This window comes from Rahnella inusitata (genome assembly GCF_965118895.1).
Lineage (GTDB): Bacteria > Pseudomonadota > Gammaproteobacteria > Enterobacterales > Enterobacteriaceae > Rahnella > Rahnella inusitata_A.
Map to the genome: position 1 here is coordinate 1 of NZ_CBCPJJ010000001.1, position 17,853 is coordinate 17,853.

Annotated in this window: 13 protein-coding genes; 6 read left to right on the forward strand and 7 right to left on the reverse strand. The window is 53.2% G+C overall.

Going from position 1 to position 17,853, the window contains the following annotated elements; all coding sequences use genetic code 11:
• The first annotated feature begins 376 nt into the window (after nucleotides 1–376).
• Both ACMHLI_RS00005 and ACMHLI_RS00010 read left to right on the forward strand, forming a co-directional pair.
• Nucleotides 377–1,807 (forward strand): glycoside-pentoside-hexuronide (GPH):cation symporter, encoded by a 1,431-nt coding sequence (locus ACMHLI_RS00005; protein WP_413527715.1) that lies wholly within the window; start codon nucleotides 377–379, stop codon nucleotides 1,805–1,807.
• Nucleotides 1,808–1,817: 10 nt separating this feature from the next.
• A complete protein-coding gene (locus tag ACMHLI_RS00010; RefSeq protein WP_413527716.1) occupies nucleotides 1,818–3,371 on the forward strand; it encodes a glycoside hydrolase 43 family protein in 1,554 nt (517 codons plus the stop codon).
• A gap of 44 nt (nucleotides 3,372–3,415) precedes the next feature.
• Here ACMHLI_RS00010 and ACMHLI_RS00015 read toward each other — a convergent pair whose 3' ends face one another.
• The 4 genes from ACMHLI_RS00015 to ACMHLI_RS00030 all read right to left on the reverse strand — a co-directional run bounded on the left by ACMHLI_RS00015 (nucleotide 3,416) and on the right by ACMHLI_RS00030 (nucleotide 7,874).
• Nucleotides 3,416–4,849: a 6-phospho-beta-glucosidase gene (locus ACMHLI_RS00015; RefSeq protein WP_413527717.1), complete on the reverse strand. Its 1,434-nt coding sequence runs from the start codon at nucleotides 4,847–4,849 to the stop codon at nucleotides 3,416–3,418.
• A gap of 63 nt (nucleotides 4,850–4,912) precedes the next feature.
• On the reverse strand, nucleotides 4,913–6,445 hold the full coding sequence (locus tag ACMHLI_RS00020) for a PTS transporter subunit EIIC (protein WP_413527718.1): 1,533 nt from the start codon (nucleotides 6,443–6,445) through the stop codon (nucleotides 4,913–4,915).
• A 147-nt stretch (nucleotides 6,446–6,592) separates the two neighbouring features.
• A complete protein-coding gene (locus ACMHLI_RS00025) occupies nucleotides 6,593–7,333 on the reverse strand; it encodes a MurR/RpiR family transcriptional regulator (protein ID WP_413527719.1) in 741 nt (246 codons plus the stop codon).
• A 37-nt stretch (nucleotides 7,334–7,370) separates the two neighbouring features.
• Nucleotides 7,371–7,874, reverse strand: coding sequence for a GNAT family N-acetyltransferase (locus ACMHLI_RS00030; RefSeq protein ID WP_413527956.1), 504 nt, complete (start codon nucleotides 7,872–7,874; stop codon nucleotides 7,371–7,373).
• Between the two features lie 259 nt (nucleotides 7,875–8,133).
• On the opposite strand from ACMHLI_RS00030, the gene ACMHLI_RS00035 reads away from it, so the two are divergent.
• Together ACMHLI_RS00035 and ACMHLI_RS00040 are read left to right on the forward strand one after the other, a co-directional pair.
• A complete protein-coding gene (locus tag ACMHLI_RS00035; protein ID WP_413527720.1) occupies nucleotides 8,134–9,324 on the forward strand; it encodes a YjgN family protein in 1,191 nt (396 codons plus the stop codon).
• 3 nt (nucleotides 9,325–9,327) lie between these two features.
• Nucleotides 9,328–10,356 (forward strand): M48 family metallopeptidase, encoded by a 1,029-nt coding sequence (locus ACMHLI_RS00040; protein ID WP_413527721.1) that lies wholly within the window; start codon nucleotides 9,328–9,330, stop codon nucleotides 10,354–10,356.
• 77 nt (nucleotides 10,357–10,433) lie between these two features.
• On the opposite strand, the gene ACMHLI_RS00045 is transcribed toward ACMHLI_RS00040, so the two are convergent.
• The 3 genes from ACMHLI_RS00045 to pepA all read right to left on the reverse strand — a co-directional run bounded on the left by ACMHLI_RS00045 (nucleotide 10,434) and on the right by pepA (nucleotide 15,400).
• Nucleotides 10,434–13,289, reverse strand: a complete 2,856-nt coding sequence (locus ACMHLI_RS00045; protein ID WP_413527722.1) for a valine--tRNA ligase — start codon at nucleotides 13,287–13,289, stop codon at nucleotides 10,434–10,436.
• A complete protein-coding gene (locus tag ACMHLI_RS00050; RefSeq protein ID WP_112169325.1) occupies nucleotides 13,282–13,767 on the reverse strand; it encodes a DNA polymerase III subunit chi in 486 nt (161 codons plus the stop codon). Before ACMHLI_RS00050 ends, ACMHLI_RS00045 begins: the two co-directional genes overlap by 8 nt.
• A 121-nt stretch (nucleotides 13,768–13,888) precedes the next feature.
• Entirely contained in the window at nucleotides 13,889–15,400 is a 1,512-nt protein-coding gene (gene pepA / locus ACMHLI_RS00055) for a leucyl aminopeptidase (protein WP_112169327.1), read from the reverse strand.
• 277 nt (nucleotides 15,401–15,677) lie between these two features.
• Here pepA and lptF point away from each other — a divergent pair, with 277 nt between their 5' ends.
• Both lptF and lptG read left to right on the forward strand, forming a co-directional pair.
• Entirely contained in the window at nucleotides 15,678–16,772 is a 1,095-nt protein-coding gene (gene lptF, locus ACMHLI_RS00060) for an LPS export ABC transporter permease LptF (protein ID WP_413527723.1), read from the forward strand.
• Nucleotides 16,772–17,842, forward strand: coding sequence for an LPS export ABC transporter permease LptG (gene lptG / locus ACMHLI_RS00065; protein ID WP_413527724.1), 1,071 nt, complete (start codon nucleotides 16,772–16,774; stop codon nucleotides 17,840–17,842). Before lptF ends, lptG begins: the two co-directional genes overlap by 1 nt.
• The last annotated feature ends 11 nt before the right edge of the window (nucleotides 17,843–17,853 follow it).

The window sequence follows — 17,853 nt, forward strand, 5'->3', positions numbered from 1 at the left end:
TCATATGCGCTGTGATATGGACGCGGGGAAAACTGGTTAACTCAGAACATATCTGGCCTGCGCAATGGGATATGCCCAGTCATATTGATAATTGAGGGCGAAGAAGTATCTTCGCCCCGCAGGGGAAAGGATAAAACAGGCGATGATTTGCAGGTAATTATGGCGAGTGGAAAATATTCATGATCGACAAAAAACTATGAATTTAAAAAAAGTGTAGTGAAAAGTTATGTCTTTTATTCATTCCCCCTTTGTGACCCCCCTCCCATTAAGCAAATTTCATAAGCCTTAAGTGAAATATGATTAAATTCAACGCAACGGTCAAAAGTTAACATACCAATTCTGAAAGCTATTCTACCTCATGGTGTGGAGTCAGATTATGGCAGCCGTAAAGAAATTGTCTGTTATAGAAAAACTCGGTTTTGGTATGGGAGATGCCGCGTGCGGGATCGTGTATTCCTCCGTCACAATGTTTCTGACGTACTTTTATACGGATATCTACGGGCTTTCCGCCGCAGCTGTCGGGGTGATGTTTCTGGTCACGCGCATTCTTGATGCCGTCAGCGATCCGCTTACCGGTATTGTCGCGGATCGCGTAAAAACACGGTGGGGGCACTTTCGCCCCTGGCTTATCTGGTTCGCGATCCCTTACGCCGTGCTGGCGGTCATGACCTTCACCACGCCGGATTTCGGGCACTCCGGCAAACTGCTTTACGCCTACATTACGTATTCTCTGCTGATGCTGTGTTACACCTTTATCAATATTCCCTACTGCGCGCTGGGCGGGGTGATCACCACGGATGATAAAGACCGGCTTTCCGCGCAATCCTACCGTTTTACGATTTCATCGCTGGCCGGTTTGCTGGTTTCCGTCGGTACGCTGTGGCTGGTGGATTATTTTGGGAAAGAGGATCTGCAGGCTGGTTATCAGGCGACGATGGCGGTGATGGGCGCTATCGCTGTTTGTATGCTGGTATTTTGTTTTTGCTTTACCAAAGAACGTATCACTGCCGAAGATACCCGCCAGGTCTCCGTGCGCAGTGATTTGAGGAATCTGTTGTCGAACGATCAGTGGCGGATAGTGGCCATCATCACTTTTTTCTCCAGCATGGCGGGCGTCATGCGCAGTTCCGCAACGCTGTATTACGCGACCTATCTGATGCTGGATAAAGGCCAAAGTCTGGTGAGCGGGACAGCGATGAAAAGTACCTTTATCACCACCAGCGTGGTGGGAACGATATTTGGGGCGATAGCGGCTGGATATTTCGCCAAGCGTTTTAGTACGCTGACGATGTTTAAAAATATCAATTTGCTGCTGGTTCTGGCCGGTGTGGTGATGTTCTTTGTCCCGCCGAAGTTCCTGCCGGTTATTTTCCCGCTGTATTTTATTATTGGTTTTTTACATCAAATGTATCAGCCATTTAAATGGAACATGATGGCCAACGCCGCTGATTATGGTGAGTGGAAAACCGGACGGCGGATCACCGGATTATCCTTCTCTGGTAACTTATTCGCCTTAAAACTGGGGATGGCGTTTGCCGGTGCGTTCGTCGGCTTCTCTCTCGGCTGGTTTGGCTATCATGCGGGTGCGGAAACCCAAACCGCACTCGCCACCACCGGGATTATTGGCCTGCTGACGGTTGGGCCGTCGGTGTCATATCTGATCCTCTATTTCCTCGCCCGTTTCTACAAACTTGATGATGCCACGATGAAAAATATTCAGCGCGATCTGGCAAAACGCAGCGCCGAGATTGCCCGCGGGCAGGAAAACGAAGCCGGTGTCTTAGCTCCTGTGATGGCCGTTAAATAAAGGGATGGCGATGAAAATCAAACCTGAAGGAAGCGCGGATTTAGGCGACGGGCACTATCAGAATCCGATCCTGCATGCTGACTATTCTGATCCGGATATTGTCTGCGTGGGCGATGATATTTATATGGTCGCCTCGAGCTTTAACCATATTCCCGGCCTGCCGGTTCTGCATTCAAGGGATCTGGTGAACTGGACTCTCGTCAACCACGTTGTGCCACGGATCAATTATCCCGCTTACGACAGCGTGCAGCCTGGCAAAGGAGTCTGGGCGCCCAGTATTCGTTATCACAACGGGTTGTTCTGGGTGTTTTACAGTATGCCAGATGAAGGCATTTTTATGTCTTATACCGCAGACCCGCTGAAAGCCTGGAGCGAGCCGCATTGCATTAAAGCGGTGAAGGGCTGGATCGATCCCTGTCCGTTCTGGGATGACGACGGGCGGGCGTGGCTGGTGCACGCGTTTGCCCACAGCCGCTCCGGCATCAAGCATCAGTTGCAGTTGTGCGAAATGTCCTCCGATGCAACATCACTGCTTGATGACGGTCGAATCATTTTTGATGGCTCGGTCTCTCATCCAACGGTTGAGGGGCCAAAAGTATATAAGCGCCACGGCGGGTATTACATCTTTGCACCGGCCGGTGGCGTGGAGAGTGGCTGGCAAACGGTATTACGCTCGCGTCATATTACTGGTCCGTATGAGGCCCGCGACGTGTTGCATCAGGGGACATCAAAAGTGAATGGCCCGCATCAGGGTGGCTGGGTGGAACTGAAGAGCGGCGAATGCTGGTTCGTGCATTTTCAGGATGCCGCGCACGCTGGCCGCATTGTGCATCTGCAACCGATGCGCTGGAATGACAACGGCTGGCCGGAAATTGGTGCAGAAGTGGATGCCGAAGGGCTCGGTCAGCCTGTCGCCGTCCACGCAAAACCGGCCGGATGCCCGTCTGGTTTACCCTGCGCATCGCAAACCTCCGACGACTTTGCACAAGGCCGCTATGGCCTGCAATGGCAGTGGCAGGCGAACCCGCAACGTGACTGGTTGAAACCGTCTGCGGCTGGCCTGAGGCTGGCGTGTTTTCCCTTCGGGCCGCGATCGTTGTACGATACGCCGCAGCTGTTGCTACAGAAGTTCTCCTCGCCACAATTTACCGTCACCACTTGTCTGACCCCATACTTTACCCGCGACGGTGAGCAGAGCGGGTTGATCGTCTATGGCGAAAGGTATGGTGCAGTATCCGTGTGTCAGCAGAATGGCGAAAACGTGCTGGTGTTTGATTTCGGATGGATGAGCGATAAGGGTGAACTGAGCCAGCGAAGAACTGTTCTGACAGCTTTACAGCGCGGGCAGGCGGTATTTGTCAGGGTGAAAGTGCTGTCGCGCGGCGTCTGCCATTTCTCGTTTAAACAGGAAGAGGGCGAGGGCTGGAAGGCCATCGGGCCGCAGTTTGCTGCATCAGCGGGGAAATGGGTTGGCGCGAAAATCGGGATTTATTCGGCATCGTCAGCGGTGAATGCCGGTGCGGGATACGGCGAGTTTGCCTATTTCGATATGCAGGCTGACTAATTCCAAAATAAAAGCCAGCTCCGCGCGGAGCTGGCTGTCATTTTTTAAAGCACTTCTCCGTTGCTGCCAATCACTTTCTGATACCAGCTGAAGCTCTCTTTTTTAGAGCGCGCCATCGTGCCAGTGCCATCATCGTTTTTGTCGACGTGGATGAAGCCGTAGCGTTTGCTGTACTGACCGGTGGTGAAGGACACGCAGTCGATGCAGCCCCACGGCGTGTAGCCCATCAGGTCAACGCCGTCTTCCAGCACGGCTTTCTTCATCTGCTCGATGTGGGCTTTCAGATAGGCGATGCGGTAATCGTCGTGAACCATACCGTCGTCAGCCACTTTATCGATCGCGCCGAAGCCGTTTTCGACGATGAACAGCGGTTTCTGGTAACGTTCATACAGAATGTTAAGTGTGTAGCGCAGGCCGACCGGGTCGATCTGCCAGCCCCAGTCGGAGGCTTTGACGTGCGGATTTGGCACGCTGCCCGCAAAGCCGGACAGGCCATTGTCATCACTCGGGTTGTGCGCGGAAATCGCGTTGCTCATGTAATAGCTCAGGCCAATGTAATCCGCGCAACCCTCGCGCAGCGCCTGCAAATCACCGTCTTCCATTTTGATGTCAAACCCTCGACGCTCCCACTCTTTCAACGCATACGCAGGGTAGTAGCCGCGCATGTGGACGTCACTGAACAGGAAGCGCTCGTGCATCGCTTCGACGGAATACATCACGTCGTCCGGATGGCAGGAGAACGGGTACAACGGCACCATGGCGATCATGCAACCGATCTGGAAATCCGGGTTGATCGCGTGGCCGAGTTTGACCACTTTGGCGCTGGCCACGAACTGGTGATGCAGCACCTGGTACATCGTCTCTTCCGGGTTTTCCTGCTCGGTGAAGACCACGCCGGAGCAGCAATAACCGAACAACGGATACTGCCAGTTACGCTGGTTGTTGATTTCGTTGAAGGTCATCCAGTATTTCACTTTGCTTTTGTAGCGTTCCATCACCACCTGGCTAAAGCGCACGAAGAAATCGACGACCTGACGGTTTTTCCAGCCGCCGTACTCTTTCACCAGATGCCACGGCATCTCAAAGTGGGAGAGGGTGATCACCGGCTGGATGTTATGTTTGAGCAGCTCATCAAACATATCGTCATAGAATTGCAGTCCGGCTTCATTTGGCTGTAATTCGTCACCGTTCGGGAAGATGCGCGTCCAGGCAATCGATGTACGGAAGCATTTGAAGCCCATTTCGGCAAACAGCGCGATGTCTTCTTTATAATGGGAATAGAAATCTACGGCTTCGTGATTGGGATAGCTGTAGCCTTCCAGCACGCCATCGGTCATCACGCGGTCAACACCGTGCGCGCCGCCGGAAAGCACGTCGCAAATGCTGACGCCTTTACCGCCTTTATTCCAGCCGCCTTCAACCTGATGCGCCGCAACCGCGCCGCCCCATAAAAAATCTTTTGGTAACTGATGGCTCATTTGGTTCTCCCTTAATGTTTGATGCGGGCGGAGACCTCCGCCCTTTACACGGGTATTTCAGATTTAATTCATTTCTGCCTGCGTGGCGCGTCGGGATTCAGCCTGCACCTTTTTAGTGGCCACAACGTCGGGCTCATCTTTGAAACCAACCAGCCAGGTGAACAGGGCACCGAGGACGAAGGCGACGCTTATCGACAGCAGGAAGCCGAGGAACTGCGGCATGTGGCCTTCTTTGAAGAATACCGGCAGCACGGCGATGCCCGGCAGGCAGTAACTCCATGACACCGCATTGAAGGAGCCGGCGATTGCGCCGCCGATACCCCCCGCGACGCAACTGCACAGGAATGGTTTTTTCAGACGCAGCGCGACGCCATAAATGGCCGGTTCTGTAATGCCGAACAATCCGGTGACGCCAGCGGACAGTGAAATGCCTTTCATTTCGCGGCTGCGGGTTTTCAGATACACGCCAAACATGCTGCCGGTCATTGCGAAGACGGCAGAAGCCTGCAGGCCAGTGAAGGTGTCGTAGCCCAGCGTCGCGTAGTTGCCGACTGTGACCGGCGTAATGCCCCAGTGGACGCCCAGCGTAACCAGCGGCTGCCAGAATGCACCGACGAAGAATCCGGCGACGGTCGGGCTGAGGTGATAGAGATAGTTATAAACGCCGCCAATCGCGCCGCCAATAAGATTGCCTACCGGCCCGAAGACCAGCAGCGTCATCGGCACCATAATGGCGATACAAAACATTGGCGTGAACAGATTGCGGATAACGATCGGCAGCACTTTATTGAAGAAACGTTCAATGTAAGACATCGCCCAGACCATCAGAATGACAGGGATCACCGAGGCGGTATAGCTCAGGTATTTCACCGGAATACCAAGAAAATCGAGCGTTGGCGCGGCGATCGGTATGCCGACCACCTCCGTCAGGATGCGGGCGATTTCCGGGTTACTCACCGCTTCACGCATTAACTGCTGCATGGCCGGATCGGCGGAGTTGATCGACGTAATCTTGAACGCCGTCAGCATGTTCATGTAATCCGGGCTTATCAGCGCACAGGCGGTAATCACTGCGGTAAACGGATTGACGTTGAATTTTTTAGCCGCGGTGAAGGCGATCATGACTGGCAGGAAGGTAAATGCCGTCCATGAAACAAAGTTAAGAATACGGTAGGTGCCGCTGTTGGCGTCCATGATGCCGACCGCAGCGAGGAAAGAGATAATCCCCTGTAAAATACCGCAGGCGGCGAGCTGATAAAGGAATGGCGTGAAAATGCTGGAGATGACATCCATGACGCGGCTGACAATACCGACATTCGGCGCAGAGACCGGCGCATTTTCATCCACGTGGATAAGCTTCAGTACCTGTTTGTAGGCATCGCTGACGTGGTTGCCGATCACCACCTGCATCTGGCCTCCGGCCTCGATAACAGTAATCACGCCTTTTACGCGTTTTAATTCTTCTTTCTCAACGGCGCTATTATCTTTCAGAACGAAGCGTAATCGTGTGGCGCAATGTGTGATGCTAATCACATTATTTTCGCCGCCGATATATTTAACAATATCCTGAGCTGTCTGAGCGTAATCAATAGCCATTATTTATTATTCTCCTGCCGGGGTGTACAGAGATGATGTTTTATTTTTTTAATTGCTGGCAGGAGTGTAGCAAAAGAAAGGGTGATGTCACGATATAACAAAAAACAGGCTTAGGAATATGTCACAAGTTAAAAACACCTTGTTTTTTCATTGCGCTGCGTCACGTTTTATTAAGGGTAATTTCTTTCCGATGGTCTCGATAATATAAAGTACCGGAATCTGCGTGGTAATATTATATTGCCCTTCAAGCACAATTTGCGGCATGTGGTAAGAGATATTGAGATCGGCCATCCGCGCCAGCGTTGAGTTCTCGCTGTTAGTCAGGCTGATGATCTTGCAGTTATGCTGACTGAACTGGGTGGCGAAACGCAGGACTTCTTCTGTTTCACCGGAGACCGAGAGAATAATTGCAATAGCATCTTTATACATATCGCTGTTGATCGGAAAATAAGGGTCATCAATAAAGGTGCTGAATTTACCGACATTTGAGAAGAACCGCGCGCTGTATTTCCCCAGTGAGCCGGATGTTCCCACACCGACAAATATAATGCGCTGTGCATTAGCAATTTGTAGCGCGGCCTGATCTAATAATTCATCAAACTCATTGTTATTAATACTTTTGAAATAACTGATAATTTCGCTGATGCCGAATGACACTGGCGGTTTTTCTTCATGCTCTAAAAACAGTTTAAAACGGATACGAAATTCTGAGTAGCCGTCGCAATCCATTTTTTTGCAAAACCGTAGCACCGTGGTGGTGGACACACCCGCGGCATCCGCCAGCTCACGGATAGTCATGTACATTACTTTGTCGCCATTTTTGACGATGTAGTTATAAACCGTCAGTTCCAGTTCATTTAACGCGGAAATGGCTTTGTGAGTGAACATGTTGCTGCCTGTCAGGTAATGGAAAGCGAAAACGCGGTTACAGGTATTTTATCATCGTCACTTCGCAATCGACGTGACCTGTATTCCCCAATGCGCCATCAATGTGCTGGAAGCCGAGACGTTCGTACAGCGCGATAGCCTGCGTCAGGCTGGCAGTGGTTTCGAGGTAGCAGCGGGCAAACCCCTGCTGGCGTGCATGATCAATGGCCTGAAGCGCCAGACGTTTCGCCAGTCCCTGACCGCGCAGTGAAGGCATGAAGTACATCTTCTGCAGCTCGCACAAATCATCCTCTGCACCTGACAGCGGTGCCATACCGCCGCCACCGGCGACAACGCCGTCAAGCTCCACCACCCAGTAGGCACAGCGCGGCTGGCTGTAGCTTTCGTACAAATGGTCCAGGTTTGGGTCAGCCACGGTATAGCCTTTATCTGCCGTGAGGCCAAATTCGGCGGATACGTGACGGATCACGCTGGCGATCGCAGCATTATCTTCAGGGCGGATCGGGCGCACCAGCACGCTGACAGGGAGGGAGGTCGTCATGTTACTCACTCAGTTTCCACTATAGGCAATCAAACAGACCGTTTTAATACCATTTTAGGGCGGGCGGATGCAACGCTGCCGTCTTCTCATCGTTCTAATACTTATCCCAAATGAGATTTTTTTTCATCTGAATTGTAAAGATTTTATTGCCTGATTGTATACGTGCGTGATTAAATCTTCAGCGTTACACCAAGCACTACGCCTCTTTCTTCATTATAAGAGAGACGGTTTCTTATTCCTTTCAGGACGAAAGATAAAAATGTCTGATAATAATCAACGCAACGACAGTCTGCATCAGGTTCGTTTTCATGGTAAGGGCGGAGAATATTTCGCAATCTGGCTGGTGAATGCTTTACTGACCATCGTCACTTTGGGGATTTATTCTGCGTGGGCGACAGTACGCCGCCGTCGTTATTTTCTGGGTAATACTGAAATAAATGGTGATCGCTTTGATTATCACGCCAAGCCAATTCAAATATTGAAAGGGCGTTTACTGGTGATCGCCGGCATTATTGTATTTTATATTTTAGCAGCGTTAATGCCACAGCTGGCGTTGCTGTTCGTACTGGCGTTTTTTGCTTTGCTGCCGTGGGTGATTGTCCGCAGCTGGCGTTACAACGCGATTATGACCAGCTATCGTGGCGTGCGTTTTAACTATCACTGCAAAGTAGGCCGAGCTTACTGGACCATGTACCTGTGCCCGATCCTGCTGATGCTGGCGCTGTATATTCCTATTATGTTCGTGGTATTGATCGCCGTTCAAACTGCCAGTATCAGCGCGATATTGCTGAGCATGGTGTTGGTGGCTGTGGCATTAGTACCGGGCGTTGCTGCGGTGCAGGGTATTATCAGCGCAATGACGCACGATTTATACGTCAATAATATGTTCTTCGGAAAGACGGCGTTTCGCGCCGAACTGAAGAAAGCGGCTTTTATTAAATACAGCTTGCTGGGCATTTTATTATTCCTGCCGTTCCTGATTTTCGCTTTCTGGCTGATGGGCTCGTTCTTCACAACGATATACCAGATGGTCTTGATGGGCGGCATATCTGATGAAATGGCTGGTGCGATGCTGATGAGCAATATGTTCGACTTCTTCTTTGCCATCGTCATTCTTTTGGTCGGTTCGCTGGTGGTTGCCAGCTACCAGGTGGTCGCGATTCGCAATTACGTATTCAATCAGACACGTATCGGCGACGGTGTAAAACTGCATTCCTCCATGAAAACGCTGTCCTATCTGGGGCTGTTGTTCACCAATGCGCTGATCGTGGTGTTCTCGCTGGGTCTGGCAACGCCGGTGGCTCATGTGCGTACTGCGCGTTACGTGGCCGCATCAACGGCTGTTTCTGGCGACCTGTCGTTGCTGGATGTGCAGGCGCACGGCGACTCTGCCAAGACGGCTGTTGCAGAAGAAGTGGCGCAGGCATTTGATCTTGGTGTCGGTCTGTAACACATGACTATTGAAGGCTTTTATCAGCCTCCGGGACGGGCAGCGCGTGAGGCTGCCCGCCTTTTTCTGGAAAACGGGCAGTTTGTGACGCTGGATACGCCTGAATCACAAACCCGCTTTACCCTCAGTGAGATTGACGTTTCTGATGCGCTGGGCACCATTCCCTTGTTTCTTACGTTCCCCGACGGTAGCCGTTTTGTTCCCGCTGATGATGCAGCGTTTCGCCACTGGTTACTCAAACATCGCAAGCCGGGCTGGGTGTATCGTATGGAAAGCCATAAACGTGGCGTTGTCCTTACGCTGCTGGCGACCTGTCTGCTGATCGTTTTCTACGTCTATGAATTACTGCCGTGGGCCAGCAATGCGATTGCGCTGCGCATTCCGACCACGATTGAGCAAAACCTCGGTCGTCATACGATGACGCTTCTCCGGGCCAGTGATTTTCAGGATTCAGCGTTACCGCCAGATCGGCAGAAAGCGCTTCAGGTTCTGTTCAGCCAGGTAACGCCGCCGTCGTTGCGTAATGACCGGACACCAGTCAGCCTGAAACTGATGAATATTCCCGATGTGGCCAATGCGTTTATGCTGGCTGACGGCACGCTGGTCCTCAGCGACAATCTGGTCGCCCTCAGCCCCGGCGATGACGCGCTGGCGGCGGTGATGCTGCATGAGATGGGGCATCACGTTTATCGTCATCCGATGCGCATGCTGGTGCGTTCTTCACTGGTGTCGCTGACGTTGTTGTGGATGACCGGTGATGTCACTGGTATTGGCGATACGTTACTGCAGGCGGCGTCGCTGGCTAATGAGTTGCAGTTTTCACGCAATATGGAACGCGATGCAGATGACTGGGCAATAGTGGAAATGAAGCGCGAAGGGCGATCGCTGGAGCAAATGGAACAACTCTATTCGCTACTCGCGGCACAATCGCAGAAGGAAAAAATCAGCGACAACAATCTACCTGACTGGATGAGTACGCACCCTGCGATGCAGTCGCGGATGGAACATATTCGGGATGCCGCAAGGCAATAGCAGGTTTTAAATCACTGAATCTGATGCATAAAAAAGGCCGCTTGCGCGGCCTTCGTCATTTTAGGCATTCATCAACATTACAGCGCAGCGATTGTTGCTTTCTGTTCTGCAATTTTGATTTTGACTTCACCGCAGGCTGCCAGACGGTCGCGCTCTTTAGCGACAACGGCTTCCGGCGCACGCGCCACAAAACCTTCGTTAGACAGTTTGCCTTCGATAGACGCAATCTCACCGTCCAGTTTCGCCATCTCTTTGTCCAGACGCGCCAGCTCGGCGTCTTTATCAATCAGACCAGCCATTGGGATCAGCAGTTCAGCGCCTTCCACCAGTTTGGTGACAGACACAGGGCCTTTGTCGCCGGCAGGCAGAATGGTAATGGACTCCAGACGCGCCAGAGACTGAATGAAGCTCAGGTTCTGTTCCACACGACGCTGTGCATCGGCACTTGCGCCACGCAACAGCAGTTCCAGCGGCTTGGCCGGAGACAGGTTCATCTCGGCACGCACGTTACGGATTGCGATGATCGCCTGCTTGATCCACTCGAGATCGGCCAGCGCCAGTTCGTCCGTTTTGGCTGCATCAAATTCCGGGAAAGGTTGCAGCATGATGGTCTCTGCTGTGATGCCTTTCAACGTTTTCACGCGCTGCCAGATGGTTTCTGTGATGAACGGAATGATCGGGTGAGCAAGACGCAGCAGACCTTCCAGTACTTCCACCAGCGTATGACGGGTGCCGCGCAGTTGTGCTTCGCTGCCGCCGTTCATCACCGGTTTGGTGAGTTCCAGATACCAGTCGCAGAACTGGTTCCAGGTGAATTCATACAGAATGCTGGCGGCCAGATCGAAGCGGTAAGTGTCCATCGCATCGCGGTAGGCTTTCACCGTGCGGTTATACTCCGCGAGGATCCAGCGGTCAGCCAGCGACAGCTCCAGTTCGCCGCCGTTCAGACCACAATCCTGATCTTCTGTGTTCATCAGCACAAAGCGGCTGGCATTCCACAGTTTGTTACAGAAGTTGCGGTAACCCTCAAGGCGTTTCATATCCCAGTTGATGTCACGGCCGGTAGAAGCCAGTGCCGCCAGCGTGAAGCGCAGGGCGTCGGTGCCGTGCGGTTCGATGCCGTTCGGGAACTGCTTCTCGGTGCGTTTGCGGATTTTCTCCGCCAGCTGCGGCTGCATCATGTTGCCGGTACGTTTTTCCAGCAGGTCTTCCAGCGAGATACCGTCGATCATATCCAGCGGATCGATGACGTTACCTTTTGACTTGGACATTTTCTGCCCTTCGTCGTCGCGGATAAGCCCGGTCATGTAAACGGTGTTGAAGGGAACCTGTGGCTTGCCGTTTTCGTCTTTCACGAAGTGCATGGTCATCATGATCATGCGGGCGATCCAGAAGAAGATGATGTCGAAGCCGCTGACCACTACGCTTGAAGGATGGAAGGCTTTGAGATCAGGCGTCTGCTCTGGCCAGCCCAGCGTGGAGAAAGTCCACAGGCCGGAAGAGAACCAGGTATCAAGCACGTCTTCGTCTTGCGTCAGTACCACGTCTGCGCCCAGATTGTTTTCGCTGCGCACTTCCGCTTCGTCACGACCAACGAACACGTTGCCTTCGGCGTCATACCACGCCGGAATGCGGTGTCCCCACCACAGCTGACGGGAAATACACCAGTCCTGAATATCGCGCATCCAGCTGAAGTACATGTTCTCGTACTGTTTCGGTACGAACTGAATTTCGCCTGTTTCTACGGCTTCCACCGCGACTTTCGCCAGCGGCGCTGTGCGCACGTACCACTGGTCGGTCAGCATCGGTTCAATTACCACACCGCCACGGTCGCCGTAAGGTACGGTCAGATCATGAGGTTTGATTTCTTCCAGCAGGCCGGCTTCTTCAAACGCTGCCACCACGGCTTTACGTGCGGCAAAGCGCTCAAGGCCACGGAACTTCTCAGGAATGTCGTTGCTGCACGCGTCGCTTTCTTCACCGTTGGTGTCGAACACTTCAGCGGTCTGGCGGATGTCGCCGTCGAACGTCAGGATATTGATCATCGGCAGGCCGTGACGTTTCCCGACTTCATAGTCGTTAAAGTCGTGCGCCGGGGTGATCTTCACACAACCGGTGCCTTTTTCCATATCGGCGTGTTCATCGCCCAGAATGGGAATGCGACGACCGACCAGTGGCAGAATTATCTCTTTGCCGATCAGGTCTTTGTAACGCGGATCTTCCGGGTTCACTGCCACGCCGGTATCACCAAGTACGGTTTCCGGACGGGTGGTGGCGACCACCAGATAATCTTTGCCTTCAGCAGTTTTCGCGCCGTCAGCCAGCGGATAACGCAGGTGCCACATGGATCCTTTGGACTCGCGGTTTTCGACTTCGAGGTCAGAAATCGCAGTGCGCAGTTTTGGATCCCAGTTCACCAGACGTTTGCCACGGTAAATCAGGTCTTCTTTGTACAGACGGACAAACACTTCGCGTACGGCGTTGGACAAGCCTTCATCCATGGTGAAGCGCTCGCGCTCCCAGTCCACGGAGTCGCCGAGACGGCGCATCTGGCGGGTAATGGTGCCGCCGGATTCTGCTTTCCAGTCCCAAATTTTGTCGATGAATGCTTCACGGCCATAGTCGTGGCGGGTTTTGCCTTCTTCAGCGGCGATCTTACGTTCAACCACCATCTGCGTTGCGATACCCGCATGGTCAGTCCCCGCCTGCCACAGGGTGTTTTTCCCCTGCATGCGCTGATAGCGGATCATGGCGTCCATGATGGTTTGCTGGAAAGCATGACCCATGTGCAAGCTGCCGGTGACGTTCGGCGGCGGGATCATGATGGCAAAGCTTTCTTTACTGGTATCACCATGTGGCTTGAAATAGCCCTGTTGTTCCCAGTGCTCGTAAAGCGGCTGCTCGATGTCTTGCGGGTTATATGTCTTATCCATTTCGCTTCGTATTTTCGTCGGTCGATGTGGTGACTGAGGGCGGCGTGGCCGTCGTCAAAGAGAAACCCACGCTGCGATAGGCTTTGTAGCGTTCGCGCGCAAGTTGTTTAAGGGAATCTTCGTAAGGAACGAAGTCTACCACTTCATGGAAAGCAGTAGCAAAATCTGCAAATTCTGGCAAAAGGCTGATCAGCAGGTCACGTGGCGCATTGCCACGTTTTCCCGGCCAGCAGAGCTCCACCGGTGCGCCAAAACGCGGGCCTTCGCCGGCCAGGTTGTGCGGCACGAAGTGGGTCGGATCGCGCTTCCAGAGTGCTTCATCCAGACGCTCGGCCTGTGCCTGACTTTCACAAGCCAGCAGGACACGTTTGCCCATCCGGTAACGTTCAGCGGCGACCTGACAGGCCAGCGCTTCGTGCGAGCTGAGCTCGCCACTGGCATCCGGCGCATCGAGAAGAAAGAAGGTTGCCTGTTTCATGATGAGTTCACTGTGCTGCTGAGAAAAAACAGGGGCGCAACTGGGTGCGCCCGCCTGTGAAGGGGTTGGCGAACCAAACCCCGATTGTCAAAATTATACCTTATTTGACGGGTGAATCAGATCATTCATCACCGTCAAGACCGGCACGGTTCAGCAGGAACTGTGCCAGCAGTGCGACAGGGCGACCGGTCGCCCCTTTATTTTTCCCTGAACGCCACGCCGTACCGGCGATGTCCAGATGCGCCCAGCTGTATTTGCGGGTAAAGCGCGACAGGAAGCAACCGGCGGTAATAGCACCGCCCGCGCGGCCACCAATGTTCGCCATATCCGCAAAGTTGGAATCCAGCTGTTCCTGATATTCATCCGCCAGCGGCAGACGCCATGCGCGGTCACCCGCCTGTTCAGATGCGCCGATAAGCTCGTGCGCCAGCGGATTGTGGTTCGACAGCAAGCCGGTGATGTGATGGCCGAGGGCGATCACACAGGCGCCGGTCAGCGTGGCGACGTCAATCACCAGCTCAGGATCGAAACGTTCGACGTAAGTCAGCGCATCGCACAGAACCAGACGGCCTTCGGCATCGGTATTGAGCACTTCGACGGTCTGACCTGACATCGACGTGAGTACATCGCCAGGACGGAACGCCTGACCGCCAGGCATGTTTTCACAGCCTGCCAGCACGCCCACAACGTTGAGTGGCAGATTCAGTTCAGCCACTACACGCATGGCGCCATAGACCGCTGCTGCGCCGCACATGTCGTACTTCATTTCATCCATGTCAGCCGCAGGCTTGATGGAAATACCGCCGGAATCGAAGGTCAGGCCTTTACCGACGAGCACGATAGGCTTAGCGTCCGGATTCGGATTGCCCTTATATTCCATCACCGACATCAGCGATTCGTTTTTCGAACCCTGACCGACGGCCAGATAGGCATTCATTCCCAGCTCTTTCATCTGCTGCTCGCCGATGACGCGCGTGGTGATGTTGGTGCTGAACGCGTCGGCAAGCTGACGCGCCTGCGACGCCAGATAAGCGGCGTTACAGATGTTAGGTGGCATGTTGCCGAGGTCTTTCGCCGCTTTGATACCGGCGGACACCGCCAGGCCGTGCTGGATAGCGCGTTCACCGCTGGTCAGTTCACGGCGCGTTGGCACGTTAAAGACCATTTTGCGCAGCGGACGGCGTGGTTCGACTTTATTGCTTTTCAGCTGATCGAAGGTATAAAGCGACTCTTTGGAGGTTTCGACCGCCTGACGCACTTTCCAATAAGTATTACGCCCTTTAACGTGCAGCTCGGTGAGGAAGCAAACGGCCTCCATAGAACCGGTGTCGTTGAGGGTATTGATCGTTTTCTGGATAACTTGTTTGTACTGGCGCTCATCCAGTTCGCGTTCTTTGCCACAGCCAATCAGCAAAATGCGTTCTGAAAGAATATTCGGTACATGATGCAGCAACAGGGTCTGACCCACTTTGCCTTCAAGTTCGCCACGGCGAAGCAGGGCGCTGATGTAGCCATCACTGATTTTATCGAGTTGTTCGGCAATCGGTGACAGACGGCGAGGTTCGAAAACGCCGACTACAATACAGGCACTGCGTTGTTTTTCCGGGCTACCGCTTTTTACGCTGAACTCCATGCACTCTCCTGAATCTTAAAGACAAGGGCGGGAGGTACGGCTAGAATGGTCGCCGGAGATACTCTCCCGTCATTGTGTTAACGACCTGTGTTAACCTTAAACGGCGTTAGTTTTTATTTTGGCGGCTATAAGCATGTTCCTATAGGACACCCCAATTCTCGGTGTTGTAATACTATTTTAGCTGTGAAGGTTGCCATATGATGAGAATAAATGACGGATTAGCGATGAAACTAGCGATTTTCCTTCAAAAAGACAAGTTTTCACAGGCGTATTAAGCGTGATCATCATTAGATATCTGGTTAGGGAAACCTTCAAGAGCCAATTTGCCATTCTCTTCATTCTGCTTCTCATCTTCTTTTGTCAGAAGCTGGTCAGGGTGCTTGGAGCGGCAGTCGATGGCGATATCCCAACAAATTTGGTTCTGTCACTTCTGGGTTTAGGTATTCCGGAAATGGCGCAGCTTATCCTTCCTCTCAGCCTTTTCCTCGGCTTGCTGATGACGCTCGGGAAACTGTATACCGACAGTGAAATCACAGTCATGCATGCCTGTGGCCTCGGAAAACGGTCACTGGTCATCGCTGCACTGGTTTTGGCGTTATTTACCTCAGTTTTCGCTGGCATTAACGCTATCTGGCTTAGCCCCTGGTCATCCAAACATCAGGACGCGGTTCTGGCAGAAGCCAAAGCCAACCCGAGCATGGCGGCGATGGTCGAAGGCCAGTTCCAGCAGGCGCAAAACGGCAATGCGGTGCTGTTCGTCGGCAGCGTGAAGGGCAAAGAATTCCATAACGTTTTCCTGGCGCAGCTGCGCCCTAGTGGTAATCAGCGTCCTTCCGTCGTGGTGGCTGATAAAGGCCACATGCTACAGCGCCCGGATGGTTCTCAGGTTGTTACTCTCGATCAGGGCACCCGTTACGAAGGCACCGCGCTGCTGCGTGACTTCCGCATCACCGATTTCACCGACTATCTCGCCGTGATCGGACATCAGACCGTGCAGCTGGATCCGAACGAGTCCGATCAGATGACTATGTCGCAACTGTGGCATTCCGATGAACCGGAAGCTCGCTCTGAGCTGAACTGGCGCTTAACGCTTATCGTGTCTGTGTTCATCATGGCGCTGTTAGTGGTTCCGCTGAGCGTGGTGAACCCGCGTCAGGGCCGCGTTCTGAGTATGTTACCGGCGATCCTCCTTTATCTGATTTTCTTCCTGCTGCAAACCTCGCTGCGCTCCAACGGCGCAAAAGGCAAGCTGGATCCGATGATCTGGATGTGGGGAACGAACCTGGTCTACTTCGGGCTGGCATTGATTCTGAATGCATGGGATACGTTGCCGGTTCGTAAGTTCCGTGCACGCTTGAGAGGAGCTGCCTGATGTTTGGCGTATTAGACCGGTACATCGGTCGCACTATCTTCAACACCATCATGATGACGTTGTTCATGCTGGTGTCACTCTCTGGCATCATCAAGTTTGTCGACCAGCTGCGTAAAGTCGGGCAGGGCGGATATTCAGCGGCGGGCGCCGGGCTTTACACCTTACTCAGCGTGCCAAAAGATATCGAAATCTTCTTCCCGATGGCGGCTTTGCTGGGCGCATTACTGGGTCTGGGCACGCTGGCCACCCGCAGTGAACTGGTGGTGATGCAGGCATCGGGTTTCACCCGCATGCAGATTGCTGCATCGGTGATGAAAACCGCGATCCCGCTGGTGCTGCTGACCATGGCGATCGGCGAGTGGGTGGCCCCGCAGGGCGAGCAGATGGCGCGTAACTACCGTGCGCAGCAGATGTACGGCGGATCACTGCTTTCCACTCAGAATGGATTGTGGGCGAAAGACGGTCATGACTTTATTTATATCGAACGCGTGGCGGGCGAGAAAGAGCTGACCGGCGTGAACATCTATCACTTCGATAACGCAAATAAGCTGCAATCGGTGCGTTATGCCTCCTCCGCGACCTTCGATAACGGCGAGTGGAAACTGTCGCAGGTGGATGAATCCGACCTGACCGATAAGCTGCAAATCACCGGCTCCCAGACGCTGACCGGCGTGTGGAAAACCAATCTGACTCCGGACAAGCTGGGCGTTGTGGCGCTCGACCCGGATGCGCTGTCGATAAGCGGCCTCTACAACTACGTCAAATACCTGAAGCAGAGCGGGCAGGAGTCCAAACGTTATCAGCTCAACATGTGGAGTAAGATCTTCTCGCCACTGTCCGTTGCGGTGATGATGCTGATGGCGCTGTCCTTCATCTTCGGCCCGCTGCGCAGCGTACCGATGGGGGTACGCGTAGTAACGGGGATTTGCTTCGGTTTCCTGTTCTACGTACTTGACCAGATTTTCGGTCCGCTGAGCCTGGTTTACAGCATTCCGCCGATATTAGGCGCGCTGTTGCCAAGCGGGTTGTTCTTTGTCATCAGCATGTATTTGCTGTTGAAGAAGAAGTAAAACCGCCGTGT

Excerpts from the sequence above, each read along its gene's own strand:
- ACMHLI_RS00025 (WP_413527719.1), bottom strand. The coding sequence starts at position 7,333 with ATGTTCACTCACAAAGCCATTTCCGCGTTAAATGAACTGGAACTGACG.
- ACMHLI_RS00005 (WP_413527715.1), top strand. The coding sequence starts at position 377 with ATGGCAGCCGTAAAGAAATTGTCTGTTATAGAAAAACTCGGTTTTGGT.
- ACMHLI_RS00020 (WP_413527718.1), bottom strand. The coding sequence starts at position 6,445 with ATGGCTATTGATTACGCTCAGACAGCTCAGGATATTGTTAAATATATC.
- ACMHLI_RS00045 (WP_413527722.1), bottom strand. The coding sequence starts at position 13,289 with ATGGATAAGACATATAACCCGCAAGACATCGAGCAGCCGCTTTACGAG.
- lptG (WP_413527724.1), top strand. The coding sequence starts at position 16,772 with ATGTTTGGCGTATTAGACCGGTACATCGGTCGCACTATCTTCAACACC.
- ACMHLI_RS00050 (WP_112169325.1), bottom strand. The coding sequence starts at position 13,767 with ATGAAACAGGCAACCTTCTTTCTTCTCGATGCGCCGGATGCCAGTGGC.
- pepA (WP_112169327.1), bottom strand. The coding sequence starts at position 15,400 with ATGGAGTTCAGCGTAAAAAGCGGTAGCCCGGAAAAACAACGCAGTGCC.
- ACMHLI_RS00040 (WP_413527721.1), top strand. The coding sequence starts at position 9,328 with ATGACTATTGAAGGCTTTTATCAGCCTCCGGGACGGGCAGCGCGTGAG.
- ACMHLI_RS00030 (WP_413527956.1), bottom strand. The coding sequence starts at position 7,874 with ATGACGACCTCCCTCCCTGTCAGCGTGCTGGTGCGCCCGATCCGCCCT.
- ACMHLI_RS00010 (WP_413527716.1), top strand. The coding sequence starts at position 1,818 with ATGAAAATCAAACCTGAAGGAAGCGCGGATTTAGGCGACGGGCACTAT.
- ACMHLI_RS00015 (WP_413527717.1), bottom strand. The coding sequence starts at position 4,849 with ATGAGCCATCAGTTACCAAAAGATTTTTTATGGGGCGGCGCGGTTGCG.
- ACMHLI_RS00035 (WP_413527720.1), top strand. The coding sequence starts at position 8,134 with ATGTCTGATAATAATCAACGCAACGACAGTCTGCATCAGGTTCGTTTT.